The organism is Vibrio methylphosphonaticus, assembly GCF_023634655.1.
Lineage (GTDB): Bacteria > Pseudomonadota > Gammaproteobacteria > Enterobacterales > Vibrionaceae > Vibrio > Vibrio methylphosphonaticus.
This window is the reverse complement of sequence record NZ_JAMKMS010000004.1, coordinates 278124-293794: the sequence shown is the minus strand read 5'-3', so window position 1 is coordinate 293794 and position 15671 is coordinate 278124. Positions and strand designations below refer to the sequence as shown.

The window sequence follows — 15671 nt, the reverse complement described above, 5'->3', positions numbered from 1 at the left end:
TATTCATCTAAATCGTGGCTATTTAGGACCCCTATTGGATATAAATACTGGCTTTCTTCTCACGCGCCAAGCGCGGGATACTCCTACAGGACCGATCATTGAATTATGGCTAACGACAGGAGAAGGACCGACGCAGCTATTGGTTGATGATCAGCAACCCGTTTTTTTCGTTCCACTAACCAGTTTACGCTCCGTCACCGCGCAGGCAGAGTCATTAAATGTTGCGATCTTCCCTAAAGAAATCGCACTCAAAAGCTTTGCTGGTGAAGCGCTCAGTGCTATTTATTGCCGCACTATTGCCGATTCTCGTAAGCTGGCCGAAGCATTAAAGCACACCGATGTGCTAGTGCTCGAGAGTGATATTAAATTAGCCGATCGTTTTTTGATGGAACGTTTTATTCAAGGCAGCTTAACATTTACCGGACAACGACGAACCATCAACCCAGGTCAGTCCAATCAATTTATTCAAGTCACCAACGCCAAGTGTAAAGCGGGAAAACATCGTCCTAAACTTAATGTGTTGTCCATCGACATAGAATGCTCAGAAAAAGGTCAGCTTTATTCTATTGGTTTCGATGCCGATAATGACAGTCGGGTGATCATGGTCGGCCAACCTCAACCCGCCGACACGGCGATACAATGGGTTAATGACGAAAAGTCGCTACTGGTTGCTTTAAATCAGTGGTTTAAAAACTTCAACCCAGACGTCATCATTGGCTGGAGTGTCATCGATTTTGATTTCAAATTACTACAAAAACGAGCTGAATTTCATCGAGTAGCACTCACTCTTGGTCGCAATGAACAACGAGTGTATTTTCGCACGTTACCATCCAGCGGGCAGAGCTTCATTAACATACCGGGCCGAGTCGTGCTTGATGGAATAGATACGTTAAAAACCGCGACGTACCACTTTCGGTCCTGGTCTCTAGAGGCGGTCTCTCAAGAACTACTCGGTGAAGGCAAAGCGATACATAACGTCCATGATCGCATGGCAGAAATCAACACCATGTACCAAAAAGACAAACCTGCTCTAGCCAAATACAACCTGCAAGATTGTGTACTGGTCAACCGTATTTTTAACACCACGCATTTACTCGACTTCGCTATTGAACGCACCCGCCTGACTGGTGTAGAACTGGATCGTGTAGGCGGCTCTGTTGCTGCCTTCACCAACCTCTACCTCCCTCGCCTTCACCGCGCTCAATATGCCGCCCCAAACCTCCACCCTGAAAACTGGATAGCCAGCCCAGGTGGCTACGTGATGGACTCCATTCCTGGACTCTATGACTCGGTATTAGTATTGGACTTTAAAAGCCTTTACCCTTCGATTATTCGCTCATTTTTGATTGACCCGATGGGGCTTATTGAAGGTTTAAAACTCGAGATTGGTCGGCATAATTCACAAGCGGTGGCGGGCTTTCGCGGCGGTCAATTTCACAGAGCTCAGCATTTTCTTCCAAACTTAATTGAAGACCTTTGGAAGGCTCGTGACGTGGCAAAAGCCAATCAAGAAAAAGCCTTTTCTCAAGCCATAAAAATCATCATGAACTCATTTTATGGGGTACTGGGTTCGTCCGGTTGCCGCTTCTTCGATACTCGCCTAGCATCGTCCATCACGATGCGCGGCCACGAAATAATGAAAACAACAAAAGTCCTCATAGAACAGAAAGGCTATCAGGTAATTTATGGCGACACAGACTCGATATTTGTTTCACTCAACGGCAGTTACATCAATGACAAAGCGGATGATATTGGCAACAGTTTAGTGACGTATATTAATGAGTGGTGGACGCAGCACTTATTTGATGAGTATCAACTGACCTCGATTCTTGAGTTGGAGTATGAAACCCATTACGGCAAGTTTTTGATGCCAACGATACGAGGATCAGAAACCGGCTCCAAGAAGCGCTACGCCGGCCTTCAACGCACCCCTACAGGTGAAAAACTCATATTTAAAGGACTAGAAAGCGCTCGCACCGATTGGACACCTTTGGCGCAAGAATTTCAACAAACACTGTATCAAATGATCTTCACCGGGCAAGATCCAGACGACTATATCCGAGCGACTGTAGAGTCCACGGCAAATGGGGATAATGATTCTAAACTGATCTACCAAAAGCGCCTGCGAAGAAAGCTGCATGAATACGTAAAAAATATTCCACCGCAAGTTCGAGCCGCGCGAATGGCTGATCAAATAAACCAACGATTAGGTCGTCCACTGCAATATCAAAATAAAGGACGTATTGAATACATCATTACCGTCAATGGACCTGAGCCCAAGGACTATTGCTCTTCTGCCATTGATTACCAGCATTACATTGATAAACAGTTAAGACCTGTCGCTGAGGCTATTTTGCCTTTCATTGATAAGAACTTTGACGATCTTAGTGCGCCGCAAATGGGGTTATTTTAGCGCTTTCGAGGTTTCGAGGTTTCGAGGTTTCGAACTATAGCCACACTCACTGGTTAAGTAATGCAATCAAGAATGGGTAGGCTCTCGAAACGTTAACCGATTCTAAATTCGGTTTTTTTATACTCGCTGATTAGCCATTGCCCAAAGTCATCCAATAACGCAACGACCGAGCGCTTGGCGATGACTCTTGGGCCCAGCAGAATTTCAAGGCGCTCTATAATCACTCGCTTATCAGGATAAAAGAGAAGAAATTGTTGAGCACACTGGTGCGGCTCGTCACGCCATCGTTTTGTTTTTGGTATGATCAAACCATACGCCGCGCGAAGTAGTTTTTTCGCCATCTCTCGCTGCGCCTTTAGTAGTGCCTTATCGGTGTTTGCGACCGCTATATGGTGCCTAAGCATGGGTACGGCTTGCCCGATATCCATATTCCATTGTTTGGCAATTTCCCAACTTGCCACATAATCACCAAAGCATTCAGCAAGATCGTCACCATGCACACACACGCAACATTGCTTCAGCAAAAAGCCCCAAGTAAATAACGCCTCTAAAGAGACAACATCATTAAAGATGGTACTGCGAAGGGAAACGCCATCAACCATTGGGAAGTGCTTTTGAAAACGCCAATCAATGGTATTGAAGACCTTTTTTTGGTTCGCTGAAAGCGACGATTGCGTCACAACCACCACATTAAGATCTGACACACCAGCAATTGCTCTACCCTGAGCTACAGAACCATAAATATAAACACTATGAAGATTATCCCTGAGCGCGCTTTTTAAGCACATCAGTAAGTCCGCTATTGCGGCATGATAAGACACTTGTGGGATAGGTAAAGAGTTGGGGCTAATCGGCTGCACTGGCGCTATCAAATAAGAAGTAATGTAGCCCCATATTACTGACACCTCAGCCTAGATTCAATTCACTTAGCCCATACATAGGCTATCGTTTTGTTGACTCTACCTGACACAGGATAATTTCTTCGTAAAGTTACCGCTTGCTCGCAGTTGTTTCTTGAGCAAATCAACCATTCGGTCGTATAATTGACTGTCTAATTAAAACGAAGGAAAAATTTCATGCCAAAGGCAAGTGAGCTTAAAAAAGGTTTTGCGATTGAGTCAAATGGTAAGACGTTGCTAATCAAAGATATCGAGATTACCACTCCTGGTGGTCGTGGCGGAGCAAAGATCTACAAATTGCGCTGTACTGATCTAGCAACGGGCTCAAAAATCGAAGAACGATATAAGTCTGATGAACTTGTTGATACCGTTGAAATGAGCAAAAGAAACGTGACGTTTTCTTACGTAGATGGCGACGAGTACATCTTCATGGACAATGAAGACTATACTCAATTTACCTTCAAGCACAACGAGATCGAAGATGACCTGCTGCTCATCAATGAAGAGACTCAAGGTGTACAAGTTGTCTTGATTAACGGCAACGCTGCAGGCCTAGAGCTGCCATCATCAGTAGAGCTAGTCATTGAAGAAACAGACCCATCTATCAAAGGAGCATCGGCGTCTGCTCGCTCGAAACCAGCACGCTTTGCTACCGGTCTAACTATTCAAGTGCCAGAGTACATCGCAACCGGCGATCGCGTTGTGATCAATACTGCTGAACGCAAATACATGAACCGAGCTTAATATTATGTCTGAACTAATTTCATACGACGACGTTATCGATGCCGCTTACGACATTTTTCTAGAAATGGCGCCGGACAACCTTGAAGCTGCAGATGTCATACTATTTACGGCGCAATTTGAAGACCGTGGTGCTGCAGAGCTCGTTGAGACGGGCGAAGATTGGCCACAGCACGTTGGCTTCGAAGTCGATGAAAGCTTTGCCGAGGTGCGCATTGGGCTCGTAAACGAAGAAGATGACGTTCTGGATGATGTGTTTGCTCGCTTACTCGTTAGCCGTGACCCAGACAACAAGTTCTGCCATATCTTATGGAAGAGAGACTAATTTCTTTCAGTTCAATCTGACCGAAAAGAACATAATAAAAAGCTCAGCCAATGCTGAGCTTTTTCATGTCTGACTATCTGGTATTTTTCGACAGAGCATTGATTATCAGTATAGGTGACCTACCAAACATAGGTGACAGACACGCCTGAACTGTGAGGGGTTGCCCAGGGCAATAGCTGTACGCTTGGGTCCAACTTATCGGTAAAAAGCCATCCGGTGAAAACACCAATTGCGGCGCCAGCGGCTACATCTCGCCAATAGTGTTTATCTGCCTGTACTCGCCCAACGCCAACGAGCGTCGCAACACCATAAGCCGGTAATCCAACTTGCCAGCCGTGACGTATGTGTAACGTCGTCGCAGAAGCAAACGCATTGGCAGTATGATTAGAGGGAAAGCTTTTATTGTCACTGCCGTCTGGGCGCGGTGCATCAATAGTATGCTTACCAATTAAACCGATGGCTGACGCCGAACCAATACTTAGCCCCGCCTGCCAGACACCGTCCCAGTCTTGTTGATACGCAGGCAAACCAGCCGCGAGTCCAACTAAACCGTAAGCACCGATATCACTGAAGGTATCCCACCTTTGACCGTTAGAGGCGATCCCTAATGGACTTAAAACTAAACACGTACAAAACAGAAAAAATCTTGGCATTACAAACACTAACCCAGTCACGACGAGGCGGTAAGTCTACCTCAGGCAACCAAAGTTGCATACCAAGACAATCGCTTTATTGAGAGTGCTTTGACAGCACGCATGCTTATCGCGCTTTTGACGCCTGTTTTTTCAGTTCGAAATCAAACTCATCAGGGAAGAGAACTACCCCTTCTTCATTCTGATTTGGAAACACAACAACCGCTAGTTCATCATCTTCCAGACCCATCGTCCAGCGACTGTGCCATTTATTCAATGAAATAGATTCAGCTTTACACTCAGACCACTCACCCGTTGCCCACTGCAGTGCAAACTCTTCATTGGGCCAAACAGGAACACAATCTTCTTCTTCACTATTAAGCATCACACAGCCATGCTCGTCGGTAAGAATCCAGATCTGGCGCTCTTGCACCATTGTCTTAACGCTGTATTTTAGACGTTTTTCTTCGTCATAACGTGCGATTTCTTCGATTTGATTTTGCTCTAATGCCATGATGTCATGCCTTTTGTAGAGTGTGACTGTAGGTACAATTTTATACCTAATAAAAAACCCTAGCATCTATATTTGTTTAAAGGTCAATGACCATCTAACGCAAACAACACTAGGGCTTAGTTAATCGACATATTTGTCAGTGGAGGTGATGGTTAAACCAGTTCACCTTGAAGCCAAGGCCAACCTTGCTTCTTACGACTTAGCGTATTTTCCATCATCAACATGCCATCTTTCTCATGCTTCGCAAGCTTCGCTGCCCACTCACCTTTGTAAATCAAACGTGTTTGCGCCGTTGTGATGTCGGTTAACATCACAGCCGCGAATGCAAGCGCATCTTCTTCACAACGACGAGTCAGATCTTGCTCTAGCGCTTCGATCATGCCGTCTACTTGCTCTAGCGTTGCAAGCTCAACTTGGCCAACCACAACGTCGCGGCCATTAAATGGGTATGCTTTAAGATCTTTTTCAACGAGCTCTGCTGCTGAAAGACCTTCAATGTTAGTTTTTGCAATCAATAGATCTTTAATGAACAAGTCTAAGTCTGTGATACCTGCAATTTTTGCCAACTCTTCTACCGCATCTTTGTCTTTTGGCGTACATGTAGGAGAAGCAAAACCTACTGTATCTGACAAGATCGCTGACATCATAAGGACAGCAAGAGGACGCGTAATCTCAGCTTGCTCCATTTTGAATAGGTTGAACAAAATAGTACAAGTACAACCCACTGGCCAAATCCACGCTTCCAACGGGTTCACTGTCATCACGTCACCTAGACGGTGGTGATCAACAATGCCAAGAATCTCAGCTTCATTGATATCGTCTGGTGCTTGAGCCAAATCGGTATAGTCCACTAACCATACTTTTTCGCCCGCAACACTTGTGCGAAGTTCAGGTTGGTCGACACCCGCAGTTTCAAGAATGTGCTGAGTTTCACGATTAATTTCACCTTGGCGAACAGGTTTCGCTTCAAGGCCACGTGCTTTAAGTAGCTCTGTCGCTACTAACGCACCACAAATGCTATCACTATCCGGGTTTTTATGACCGACAACTAGAATCATTTTATTTCCTAACTATGTTTGATCTTGTGGGTGTACGCCCCACGACAACTGCTCATAAGGGCGATACTTTACCTGATTTTGTGAATTTGTCATCGCTTCTGAGCCGTTTTAATGAATTTCTTGAACGGCAAAACACCAAAATAACATTGATAATCATTATCATCACAATTATAATGAGAACGAATCTCATTTACATTGGTGCGCTATATGGAACAAACAAGAAGAATTCGTGGTTTATATGGGTTGTCGTTATCACAATTCAAACCTGCGTATAAACGTCTGTTGCTGCCCATTACCATGATTGCGCTACTGTTAAGTAAACCAACTAGCCTTATCGCCGTTAGTGCTCTCTCCGATGCCTACTGGGCTGTGTCGTGTTATGTCGTGTTTACACTCGCCGTTTATCACTATATCTCACGGTTACTCTCGCAAAAAAATGCACTTGTAGAGCTCTACCAACAGTCACCCAATCACCAAGTTGTCTTTTCTTCACTATTGGGGGCATTACCAGGCTGTGGAGGCGCTATCATTGTCACCACACAATTTGTCGCGGGTAAAGTCGGATTTGGCTCCGTGGTAGCGGTGTTGACCGCCACTATGGGAGACGCGGCTTTTTTGATTTTAGCCAGTAAGCCAAGCGTCGGTTTTGGGTTAATTGCTGTCGGTGTTGTGGTTGGGATGGTAACTGGGTTTATCGTTAACGCCATCCACAGACCTGACTTTCTTCGCCCTAAAATAACCGAATTTGTTCAAACGTTTACGTCTACTCCTGTTCAATCGCATGCCGGGAACGAAAAACTAACCCGTTCTTTTGAAGAACCATCAACCTTTGACAAGCAATGTCACTGTAGTAAACATGGTAACGCCCATCGTCAAGACGATCATCTTCACAGCAATCACCACCAAAATAATCCAGTGAATAATATGGCCATCAACCTTCAAGGGCTATTTTGGAAATGGCTGATGATTCCTTCGCTGCTCATCGCTTTCACGCTGTCTTTCCAAATTGATGTCAACGCCCTGCTTGGTTTAAGCCCACTGACTATTGAATGGACTGGTGCAATTCTCGCCGTCGTGACAATGTCACTTTGGGCATTTACCAAAGAAATCGTGGATTATGAAAGTACGGTGGGTGAGGACAAAAAGCTCGCCACTTCACACCCTATGCAAAAAGCAGCTCAAGATACTCACTTTGTTAGCGCTTGGGTCATAGTGGCTTTCTTAGCTTTTGAGATCACGCTTCACTTCTCACAGGTTGATCTTAGCCACTCGTTTAGCGGTTGGGGCATCTACATGCCTTTACTAGGAGTATTAGTTGGTTTACTTCCAGGTTGTGGTCCACAGATCCTGATTACAAGTCTATACCTCACAGGTGCAGTGCCCATGTCGACTCAGCTTTCGAACGCCATTTCCAATGATGGCGATGCATTATTCCCGGCTATCGCCATGGCACCGAAAGCGGCATTGGTTGCCACTTTCTATTCTGCATTGCCAGCGCTGATCACAGGCTATAGCTACTATTGGATATTTGAGATCTAGCGTTCACATGTTTAGTACGCCTCGCTGGAAAAAACCGCAACAATCGCTCGGCTTTCACGAGCTTGATTTAACGTGACTATGTGAATATGGCTGGGTTCTTGATTGAGCTTCTCTCTAGTCCAGAAATCAAACCAATCACAAGGATATTCAGATGCCAACGTGTAATCGGTTCCTTTCTCTGTATAGTGAAATAGACAATGTAAACGGCGCTGCTCCGTAAGCTTTAACACGGAATGATTTAGCATCAATGATTGAAACACCGACGTATTATTCGTTTGTTTTTGTCGACTCACTAGGCTTTCAAGCGTTTCTTTTGCAAAGGGGGTCAGTTCTGGCAAGGGGTCGCCAGATAACAACAAACCACCCGATGCCAACAGCACATTACGGTGGAACTCATAACTGGAACGGTCAGTACCTTGATTTGGCAACGACGTTAGAGTGGCGCAATCTGGGTCGATCAGCCATAAACGTTGATGTTGCCAACTACGCAAAAACGTTTCTTTTGCGATTTGCTCAAAACGGTGTGCATCACGCTCAACATCATCGGATACACGCATTGCATCGACTAAGCCCAATGAAGGCCACATTGGCGCATTACAGCCTAAGATTAGTGCCTCACCCGCACCTTTATTGATCGCTTGCATTCCCAATCGATACGCTTCGACACCGGTTACACCCGGACGGCAACGTTGGCCCTTTAATGTCCCCCAATAATTCGCATCAAGCTTAAACAGCTCAATCCCCCACTCTTCTCGCATCGTTTTAACCACTTGAGTGAGATGAGATAACACGTCTGGGTTTGAACAATCTAAAATATACCAAGGCGTACATCGCCAACCACCATACGTCACATCTTCTGCTTTCAATGCCGTATCATCAGTGTGTTTGAGAAACCAGTCTGGATGCTGTTGGAAAACCTCTGATTCCGCCTCTGCAATAAACGGAGCAATCCAAATGGCCGGCTTTTTGCCTTTTGAACGAATGTTCTCAATTAACGCTTTTACCCCCCCTGAAAACTTGTCCGATGGGCTAAGCCAATCCCCCATAAAAGCTTGATAGCCGTCATCGAGCAGTACCCACTCAAGCATCTCTTGTTCTTGTTCCATGACATGGACATTATCAAGTACATGTTGACGATCGACATTCTCATAATAGGCGTACCAAGAACACCAACCTATTGGGCTAGCTTGAGAGACACCCACTTTCGCTGGGTGGTGGTTGGATACCATTTTCGCAAACTGGCTGAACACCGAATCCATATCATCACCATGCAACACCACCAAGGATTCTAACTGGTTCGTTTGCCAATCTTGCGGCAAACTGTCTTCTCCGTCGATAAAGGCAATGACGTCGATCCCCTGAGAAGTGGTATGCAATTCGAAGAAGCCTGCAAATCGATGGCAAGACGTAAAGCCAAATAAAGTAAACCCTGATGATTGCTCAATAACCAAATAATTGTAAAAACGCTTAGGCGCATCTTCATCATAAATCCGATAACTCGGACTATTATCCGGACATCGACCGATATCAACGAGTTGATTCACCGTCCCAGAGGTCTGACATAACATTTGAAAGCCGTCACCCAATAACCTGGCATCAGATTCAATTTGGTTCTCAAATTTCGTTAAGGCTGTACGAGTAGAAAGTGGTTCAAAATTTAAGCTAGCGTATTGAAAATATAATTCGTGATTGCGCTTAGTAATACTGATACTAGGGTTAATAGCTAGTGCATCAACCTCGTTAGAGAATGGCAGATATTCGGTCATACGCCCTCGACCTAGTTAATAGATGACCTACTAATTATATTCCTAGACCAAAAAAAACCCATTCTAATGAATGGGTTTTGTGTGCTACTTAAAACTCTGTACGGTTAAACTCTCACTAGACAACTTCGATTGGTCCACCGAAGGCTGTCACTGGTGGTACTTTACCTGTGAATTTCTCAAAGTTCACCAAACAGGTATTCGCTGAAGTCGCCTGGGCTAGTTCTGAGCTTGGAATATCCTGCGTTAAGGTATTTGGATCGCCATACGTATCTAACGCGCCAATCTTGTTATCAAGAGGGCCATACCATGCGCCTTCTTCAATTCGGACCACACCCGGTGCATAACTATCTGTTAAGACTGCACCAGCAAGTAATTGTCCACGATCATTAAAGACTCGAACCAAGTCCCCATCTTTGATGCCTTTTGCTTTTGCATCTGTCGGGTTAATGTAAATTGGTTCACGTCCCTGCACCGTATAGGTTGCGCGGAACTCTTCCGACTCACACATTTGAGAGTGCAAACGCTTGTCTGGGTGACAGGACTGTAGCCAATATGGGTGTTGTTTTGAACCCGGTCCACCGTGTGAACGCTCAGATTTTTCAAACCACATTGGGTGCTCTTGGCAGTGCTCATAGCCCATGTTGCCTATGGTACGACTGGTGATTTCAATAAATCCAGACGGCGTACCTAGAGCATTAATTTCCGGATCCTCACGAAAATCTGCATGACGAACCCAAGACTTACCGGTACCGAAGTCCAAGTAACCTTTTTCCCAAAACTCGTCAAACTCAGGCATGTCAAACTTACCTTTGTTTGCTTCTTTACAGCCGTCATACAGTGATTTAACCCACTCCATTTCCGACATGCCGCGAGTATAGTCTTCATAACGACCCCAACGACGCGTCAGATTCGCCATGATTTCGAAGTCAGTTTTAGACTGGAACATCGGGTCAACAAGCTTATTCATTGCCACAAGGCCGCGACCAGAGTACGCACCATAGCCATCGATATCGTTACGCTCGTACTGGGTACAGGCTGGCAGTACGATATCAGACTGACGACAGGTAGCCGTCCAAGCAAAATCGATCGCGACTACGGTATGCAATGATCTGAAGGCTTGGTGCATTCTGTTACGATCTTGATGGTGATGCCAAGGGTTGTTACCACTAAATACCATCATTTTTAGATTTGGCAGCGTCACAACAGAACCGTTCGACTTAATCTTTTTACCTGGTTCTAGAAGGCTGTCTACCCAACGAGCAACAGGGATCACTCGACTATAACCATTAAAGTCTTGGTTGGTATATTTCGGCTCTTGTCCTTGGTCGATGTTCAATGGGAACGAACCTGGCGCCGCAAATCCAGTTGCCGGCACACCAATACCAGAATAGTGATGCCCGTAAGAAATACCACCGCCTGGTAGGCCGATTTGACCAATCATTGCAGCAAGAACTGCACACATCCAGTATGGTTGCTCACCGTGCTCTTGGCGCTGAACACTCCAGCCCACAAGGATCTGAGTACGACCATTCACAAGCATGCGAGCGAACTTACGGATTTCGTCTGGGCTGACACCACAGATTTCAGACGCCCATTCCGGTGTTTTTTCAACTTTATCTTTGGTTTTACCCTGAACGTAACCAATGAAGTCTTCAAAACCTAAACAATAGGTGTCGATGAACTTTTTATCGTGCAGATCCTCATTATACAGGACATGCGCAACACCCAACATAAACGGAACATCCGTCTGTGGGTTGATGTAACGTTGTTCATTGTCTAGGAAACGACCCGTTTTGTTGCGAACTGGATCAACCGATACCACATTGATTTCTTTGTTCGCTACTTTCTCTTTTAACTGATCTAAGTACGCAAAAGATTGGTGCGTTTCACACGTCCAACCTACTTGCAGGTTCTTAACGGGATCGTTACCCCAAAGAATGATGTTGTCACTATTCTCCAGAATTAGATCCCAAGACGTACCCTGAGCGTACACTTCTGTTGAGCCAAGTACATACGGCAGAATGGTCTGGCCCGCACCGGTTGAGTAGTCACCCACTTTCTTAACCGAATAGCCATGAAGTCCCATCGCACGCTGCATATGGTTAGTACAACTATGGAACTGACCCGTTTGACGCCAGCCCGTTTGACCTGTGTGCAGAGCCCATGGACCATAGTCTTTCTGAACGGTTTCTAATTCGCGATAGAAAAGATCAAGGGCTTCATCCCATGTCACACGAACGAAACGGTTGTTACCGCGAGTCTCTGCTGCATATTTATGTTTCTTTAGCCAGTCAAGACGTACCATCGGGTAGCGTACTCGAGACGGACTGTAGATAATGCCTTTAATGCCATTTAGCATATCAGTCGGATGCTTATCGACTTCGAAAGGCTTAATTTCTTGTACTTTTCCACCCCATACTCGGGCGCGGAATGCCCCCCAGTGTGAGCCTGATATTTTCCAGGTCCCTTCTGTTTCTGCTGCACTAGCAGACGCCGAAGCTAACAAGCTTGGGCCAATTAGAGATGCCGCACTTGTCCCTGCAACACCTTTAAGGAAGCTTCTTCGTGTAATTGCCATTTTGCTACTCCAATTAACGTCTATTAGTGGTGACCTTCAGAAAAGTCTGATGAATGCTTCTGTAGATACTTAAGAACCAGAGCCTCAGTGTCTTTATCAAAGTTCACAAATGCGATCATACCGTCTAGCATGCCTACCCAACCATTAGCACTAAAGTGTGCAACATCAGGTTGTGTGTGACATGTTGAGCAGTTGGTTTGATACGCTTCACCTGCCGCGTTCCAAATTGGAGTGTAGTCAGGCAGCATGGATTCTTTTTTCATCCATAGGTTGACTGAAACTTGCTCCCAAGGAAGTCCTGTCAGCTCATCTTCTTTCTTTTCACCAACAGTAACATCTGAGCTTTGAGAAACTTCTTTAGTCAAAATAGCAGTGGAGATGTTCATACCAAAGTCTTCTTGAATAACACGACCAAAGCCTTTCGCTTTGCGCCAGCCATCAATTTTAACTTCAATCATATCGCCTTTATCATCAACGATTGCCACTTCACTTGCAGGGCTCAATAAGCCCGCTTCCGTTGCTGCTGACGCATCGGTATAAAGTGGTAGGTGGCGAATTGAAACGACATCATTACCTTTCGAGTAAGACGTGCTGCTTGCTACCTGTTCTAAGTCGCCAACAATACCGCTTGCACTGGCCATATCTTTTGGTAAGTGGTGTGCAATACCTTTGTGACAGTCAACACAACTTTGATCGCGTTCTGCTGCTGATGTCATTTGAATACGAGCCGCCGGAGACATTTGCTCAAAGTCCATTGACTCATAAGCATGGCAGTTCTTACATTCTAAAGATTTGTTTGCTGAGAAACGATCCCACTCATGGCGAGCAAGTTCAAGACGACGCGCTTCAAATTTCTCTGGTGTATCTAAATCACCAAAAATCTGCGCGAATACTTCCTTGGAAGCTTGCATTTTACGTGCAATTTTATCTGTCCAGTTATGCGGAACATGGCAGTCTGGACAGGTAGCACGAACACCGGAATCATTTTTCCAGTGCACGGTTTCCTGAAGCTCTACATAAACGTTTTCACTCATCGTGTGACAACTAATACAGAACTCTTCGGTATTGGTCGCTTCTAGCGCGGTGTTAAAGCCACCCCAAAAGATTACGCCCGCGATAAAACCACCAGCGGTAAGAACACCTAAACTGATGTGTACTGCAGGTCTGCTGATGGTGCGCCAAAGTTTGATTAAAAAGGATTTCATGACTTACTCTCTCGAAACTCGTAATTGATTAAATAACGGTTTATTAACCGTGAACACCTGGAGGTCCAAATACGAAGATCTGAAGCATCCACACTGTAAAACCGTAACCACCTACGATCGCCACACTCAAGAGAGGGAAGAAAACTGCGCAGATGAAAAAGAAAGACTTCCATTCCATACCATGTTTTTCTGTGCTCTCAACTTTGTTAACATCACTCATACATTTGCCTATTTTGTATCGTGTTAAAGCTGCGATTTACTCTTATGAATAAATCAATTATTAAAACTATTCTAAGGAAAATGCTAAACCATACTATATGTGTGGTTCAACCAATTCCGACCTCTCAACCCTTGTTAATCAACACTTTTTTGAGGTCACCCTGAGTTGTTATTAATTAAATGTCGATATATAAAAATGTTAATAGATGTGAAGAAATAATACCTGTACAAGTATGTAAACAAGATCGCAATTATGCAACATATCGATGAATTATCCGTGCTAGAATCGCAGAAAATTTCATCAAATGCTGAGTGATATCGAGCTAGTATGTTACAAGATTGCTAACACCAGACAGTAATCGCTACCAAAAATCAGTGTGTGATGTCGAATAGTCCCGTAAAATAAAACCATTATTTCTTTGATGAAAACAGTGATATGCAAGACGTCATAGACATTACTTGGTGGCAATTACTAGGGTTTGCAACAACGCTATCCATTCCATTTGGGATCAGTCATTACTATAAGCTCGACTTAAACAAAGATGCCTGTATTAGCATTTTGCGGATGACAGTACAGCTCGCTCTCGTTGGTCTTTATCTTGAGTATTTGTTCTACTTAAACAACGTTGTCATTAATGTGATTTGGTTGACCGTAATGGTCATCGTTGGTGGAAGCGCGATTTTAAGCAAAGCCCGCTTACCTAAGAAGGCATTGCTCCCTTATATCGTCCTATCGCTATTGATTGGTCTGCTGCCTATCGTCACGGTGCTGTGTGTGATAATAATCCAGCCGGTTCCGGTTTATAGTGCCCAATACGTTATCCCACTTGCGGGTATGCTACTTGGTAACAGCCTCAGCGGGAATATTGTCGCATTGCAAAACTTTTATGGAGCATTGCAAGACCGCTGGACGGAATACGAAGCCGCGATATCTTTAGGGGCACCCGTTTCAACAGCGACAATGCCATTTGTACGTCTTGCCCTACAAAAATCACTAGCGCCCATTCTCGCCACCATTGCAACGACAGGATTGGTATCGCTACCCGGCATGATGACCGGTCAAATTTTAGGCGGTGCCAGTCCCCTTGTTGCCATTAAGTACCAGTTACTGATCATGCTTGCCATTTTTGTCATGATGAGTGTTTCCATTACCATTAATTTGAACCTCATTGTCCGACACAAGTTTAGTCCTGCAGGTAAGCCTTGCGTGTTGCCACAACAGGATACGCGATGAATATTGATGTTTTTCGATTAAACCCACGCAAGGTAGCCCATTCCCTTTAGTCCTGTTTCAACTTTAACAACAGCGATTACATCGATGTTGTCTGTATTGTCAATGACGCTTCGCTCCGCTCAGAAATGCCTAAAAGTCATGTTACACACCTACTTTAAACTTGGTTATCCACAGGATATGTGGATAACCAAGTCACTGAGTTACTGATACTTTTCTCAATCAATAAAAAATAACCCGCGTGCTTCACGTTCATCAATTCGTCATACGCAATGAGTAATTTGATTAACACGTAGTCAATGTTGTGCATGGCGTCGAAAAACAAAAGGGATGAGGGAGAAATCACATGGAAAACAAAGCTAATTGGATAACGCATAAAGTCACTTCAGAGTGTGATGCGACTTTCATGCAAGATAATGGCAAAAACTGGTTAATTTGCACACCGGAAGCATTGTCCAAATGTCTTTCAACCCCACCTTGTGAGTTATCAGTGAAAGCCTTTAACGCCACGTCGTTGGACGTCTCATCACTCTGGTTTTAATTGATGCTTA

General features: G+C 44.7%; 14 protein-coding genes. 6 read left to right on the top strand and 8 right to left on the bottom strand.

The window, feature by feature from the left end:
* The first annotated feature begins 34 nt into the window (after positions 1-34).
* Complete coding sequence (locus tag M9196_RS06885; RefSeq protein ID WP_250616786.1) at positions 35-2413, top strand: DNA polymerase II; 2379 nt, start codon at positions 35-37, stop codon at positions 2411-2413.
* Positions 2414-2505: 92 nt separating this feature from the next.
* Here the strand turns inward: M9196_RS06885 and M9196_RS06880 are convergent, their stop codons facing one another.
* Positions 2506-3297, bottom strand: coding sequence for a nucleotidyltransferase domain-containing protein (locus M9196_RS06880; RefSeq protein ID WP_406707632.1), 792 nt, complete (start codon positions 3295-3297; stop codon positions 2506-2508).
* Positions 3298-3489: 192 nt separating this feature from the next.
* Between M9196_RS06880 and yeiP the strand changes: the two genes are divergently transcribed.
* Both yeiP and M9196_RS06870 read left to right on the top strand, forming a co-directional pair.
* The gene (gene yeiP / locus M9196_RS06875) at positions 3490-4056 is read left to right on the top strand and encodes an elongation factor P-like protein YeiP (protein WP_250616785.1); all 567 of its coding nucleotides are present in this window, start codon (positions 3490-3492) and stop codon (positions 4054-4056) included.
* A gap of 4 nt (positions 4057-4060) precedes the next feature.
* Positions 4061-4378: an HI1450 family dsDNA-mimic protein gene (locus tag M9196_RS06870; protein ID WP_250616784.1), complete on the top strand. Its 318-nt coding sequence runs from the start codon at positions 4061-4063 to the stop codon at positions 4376-4378.
* A gap of 119 nt (positions 4379-4497) precedes the next feature.
* Here M9196_RS06870 and M9196_RS06865 read toward each other — a convergent pair whose 3' ends face one another.
* The 3 genes from M9196_RS06865 to M9196_RS06855 form a co-directional block, all read right to left on the bottom strand.
* A complete protein-coding gene (locus M9196_RS06865) occupies positions 4498-5031 on the bottom strand; it encodes a phosphatase PAP2 family protein (RefSeq protein WP_250616783.1) in 534 nt (177 codons plus the stop codon).
* Positions 5032-5137: 106 nt separating this feature from the next.
* Positions 5138-5524: a DUF2750 domain-containing protein gene (locus M9196_RS06860; RefSeq protein WP_250616782.1), complete on the bottom strand. Its 387-nt coding sequence runs from the start codon at positions 5522-5524 to the stop codon at positions 5138-5140.
* A 152-nt stretch (positions 5525-5676) separates the two neighbouring features.
* Positions 5677-6582, bottom strand: coding sequence for a manganese-dependent inorganic pyrophosphatase (locus tag M9196_RS06855; RefSeq protein WP_250616781.1), 906 nt, complete (start codon positions 6580-6582; stop codon positions 5677-5679).
* A gap of 207 nt (positions 6583-6789) precedes the next feature.
* Here M9196_RS06855 and M9196_RS06850 point away from each other — a divergent pair, with 207 nt between their 5' ends.
* Complete coding sequence (locus tag M9196_RS06850) at positions 6790-8121, top strand: putative manganese transporter (RefSeq protein WP_250616780.1); 1332 nt, start codon at positions 6790-6792, stop codon at positions 8119-8121.
* A gap of 11 nt (positions 8122-8132) precedes the next feature.
* Here the strand turns inward: M9196_RS06850 and M9196_RS06845 are convergent, their stop codons facing one another.
* From M9196_RS06845 to torE, 4 genes are all read right to left on the bottom strand, one after another.
* The gene (locus tag M9196_RS06845) at positions 8133-9887 is read right to left on the bottom strand and encodes a glycoside hydrolase family 36 protein (RefSeq protein ID WP_250616779.1); all 1755 of its coding nucleotides are present in this window, start codon (positions 9885-9887) and stop codon (positions 8133-8135) included.
* 115 nt (positions 9888-10002) lie between these two features.
* Positions 10003-12465: a trimethylamine-N-oxide reductase TorA gene (gene torA, locus M9196_RS06840; protein ID WP_250616778.1), complete on the bottom strand. Its 2463-nt coding sequence runs from the start codon at positions 12463-12465 to the stop codon at positions 10003-10005.
* A 23-nt stretch (positions 12466-12488) separates the two neighbouring features.
* Positions 12489-13670 carry a pentaheme c-type cytochrome TorC gene (torC, locus tag M9196_RS06835; RefSeq protein ID WP_250616777.1) on the bottom strand — a complete coding sequence of 394 codons (1182 nt, stop codon included), beginning with the start codon at positions 13668-13670 and terminating at the stop codon, positions 12489-12491.
* Between the two features lie 43 nt (positions 13671-13713).
* Positions 13714-13890 carry a trimethylamine N-oxide reductase system protein TorE gene (gene torE, locus M9196_RS06830; protein WP_250616776.1) on the bottom strand — a complete coding sequence of 59 codons (177 nt, stop codon included), beginning with the start codon at positions 13888-13890 and terminating at the stop codon, positions 13714-13716.
* A 435-nt stretch (positions 13891-14325) separates the two neighbouring features.
* On the opposite strand from torE, the gene M9196_RS06825 reads away from it, so the two are divergent.
* Together M9196_RS06825 and M9196_RS06820 are read left to right on the top strand one after the other, a co-directional pair.
* The gene (locus M9196_RS06825; protein ID WP_250616775.1) at positions 14326-15123 is read left to right on the top strand and encodes an ABC transporter permease; all 798 of its coding nucleotides are present in this window, start codon (positions 14326-14328) and stop codon (positions 15121-15123) included.
* A 343-nt stretch (positions 15124-15466) separates the two neighbouring features.
* Positions 15467-15661 carry a hypothetical protein gene (locus M9196_RS06820; protein ID WP_250616774.1) on the top strand — a complete coding sequence of 65 codons (195 nt, stop codon included), beginning with the start codon at positions 15467-15469 and terminating at the stop codon, positions 15659-15661.
* Positions 15662-15671 lie beyond the last annotated feature (10 nt).

Bases quoted from the DNA above. Each gene is read 5' to 3' on its own strand.
- yeiP (WP_250616785.1), top strand. From the start codon at position 3,490: ATGCCAAAGGCAAGTGAGCTTAAAAAAGGTTTTGCGATTGAGTCAAAT.
- M9196_RS06870 (WP_250616784.1), top strand. From the start codon at position 4,061: ATGTCTGAACTAATTTCATACGACGACGTTATCGATGCCGCTTACGAC.
- M9196_RS06865 (WP_250616783.1), bottom strand. From the start codon at position 5,031: ATGCCAAGATTTTTTCTGTTTTGTACGTGTTTAGTTTTAAGTCCATTA.
- M9196_RS06860 (WP_250616782.1), bottom strand. From the start codon at position 5,524: ATGGCATTAGAGCAAAATCAAATCGAAGAAATCGCACGTTATGACGAA.
- M9196_RS06855 (WP_250616781.1), bottom strand. From the start codon at position 6,582: ATGATTCTAGTTGTCGGTCATAAAAACCCGGATAGTGATAGCATTTGT.
- M9196_RS06850 (WP_250616780.1), top strand. From the start codon at position 6,790: ATGGAACAAACAAGAAGAATTCGTGGTTTATATGGGTTGTCGTTATCA.
- M9196_RS06845 (WP_250616779.1), bottom strand. From the start codon at position 9,887: ATGACCGAATATCTGCCATTCTCTAACGAGGTTGATGCACTAGCTATT.
- torA (WP_250616778.1), bottom strand. From the start codon at position 12,465: ATGGCAATTACACGAAGAAGCTTCCTTAAAGGTGTTGCAGGGACAAGT.
- torC (WP_250616777.1), bottom strand. From the start codon at position 13,670: ATGAAATCCTTTTTAATCAAACTTTGGCGCACCATCAGCAGACCTGCA.
- torE (WP_250616776.1), bottom strand. From the start codon at position 13,890: ATGAGTGATGTTAACAAAGTTGAGAGCACAGAAAAACATGGTATGGAA.
- M9196_RS06825 (WP_250616775.1), top strand. From the start codon at position 14,326: ATGCAAGACGTCATAGACATTACTTGGTGGCAATTACTAGGGTTTGCA.
- M9196_RS06820 (WP_250616774.1), top strand. From the start codon at position 15,467: ATGGAAAACAAAGCTAATTGGATAACGCATAAAGTCACTTCAGAGTGT.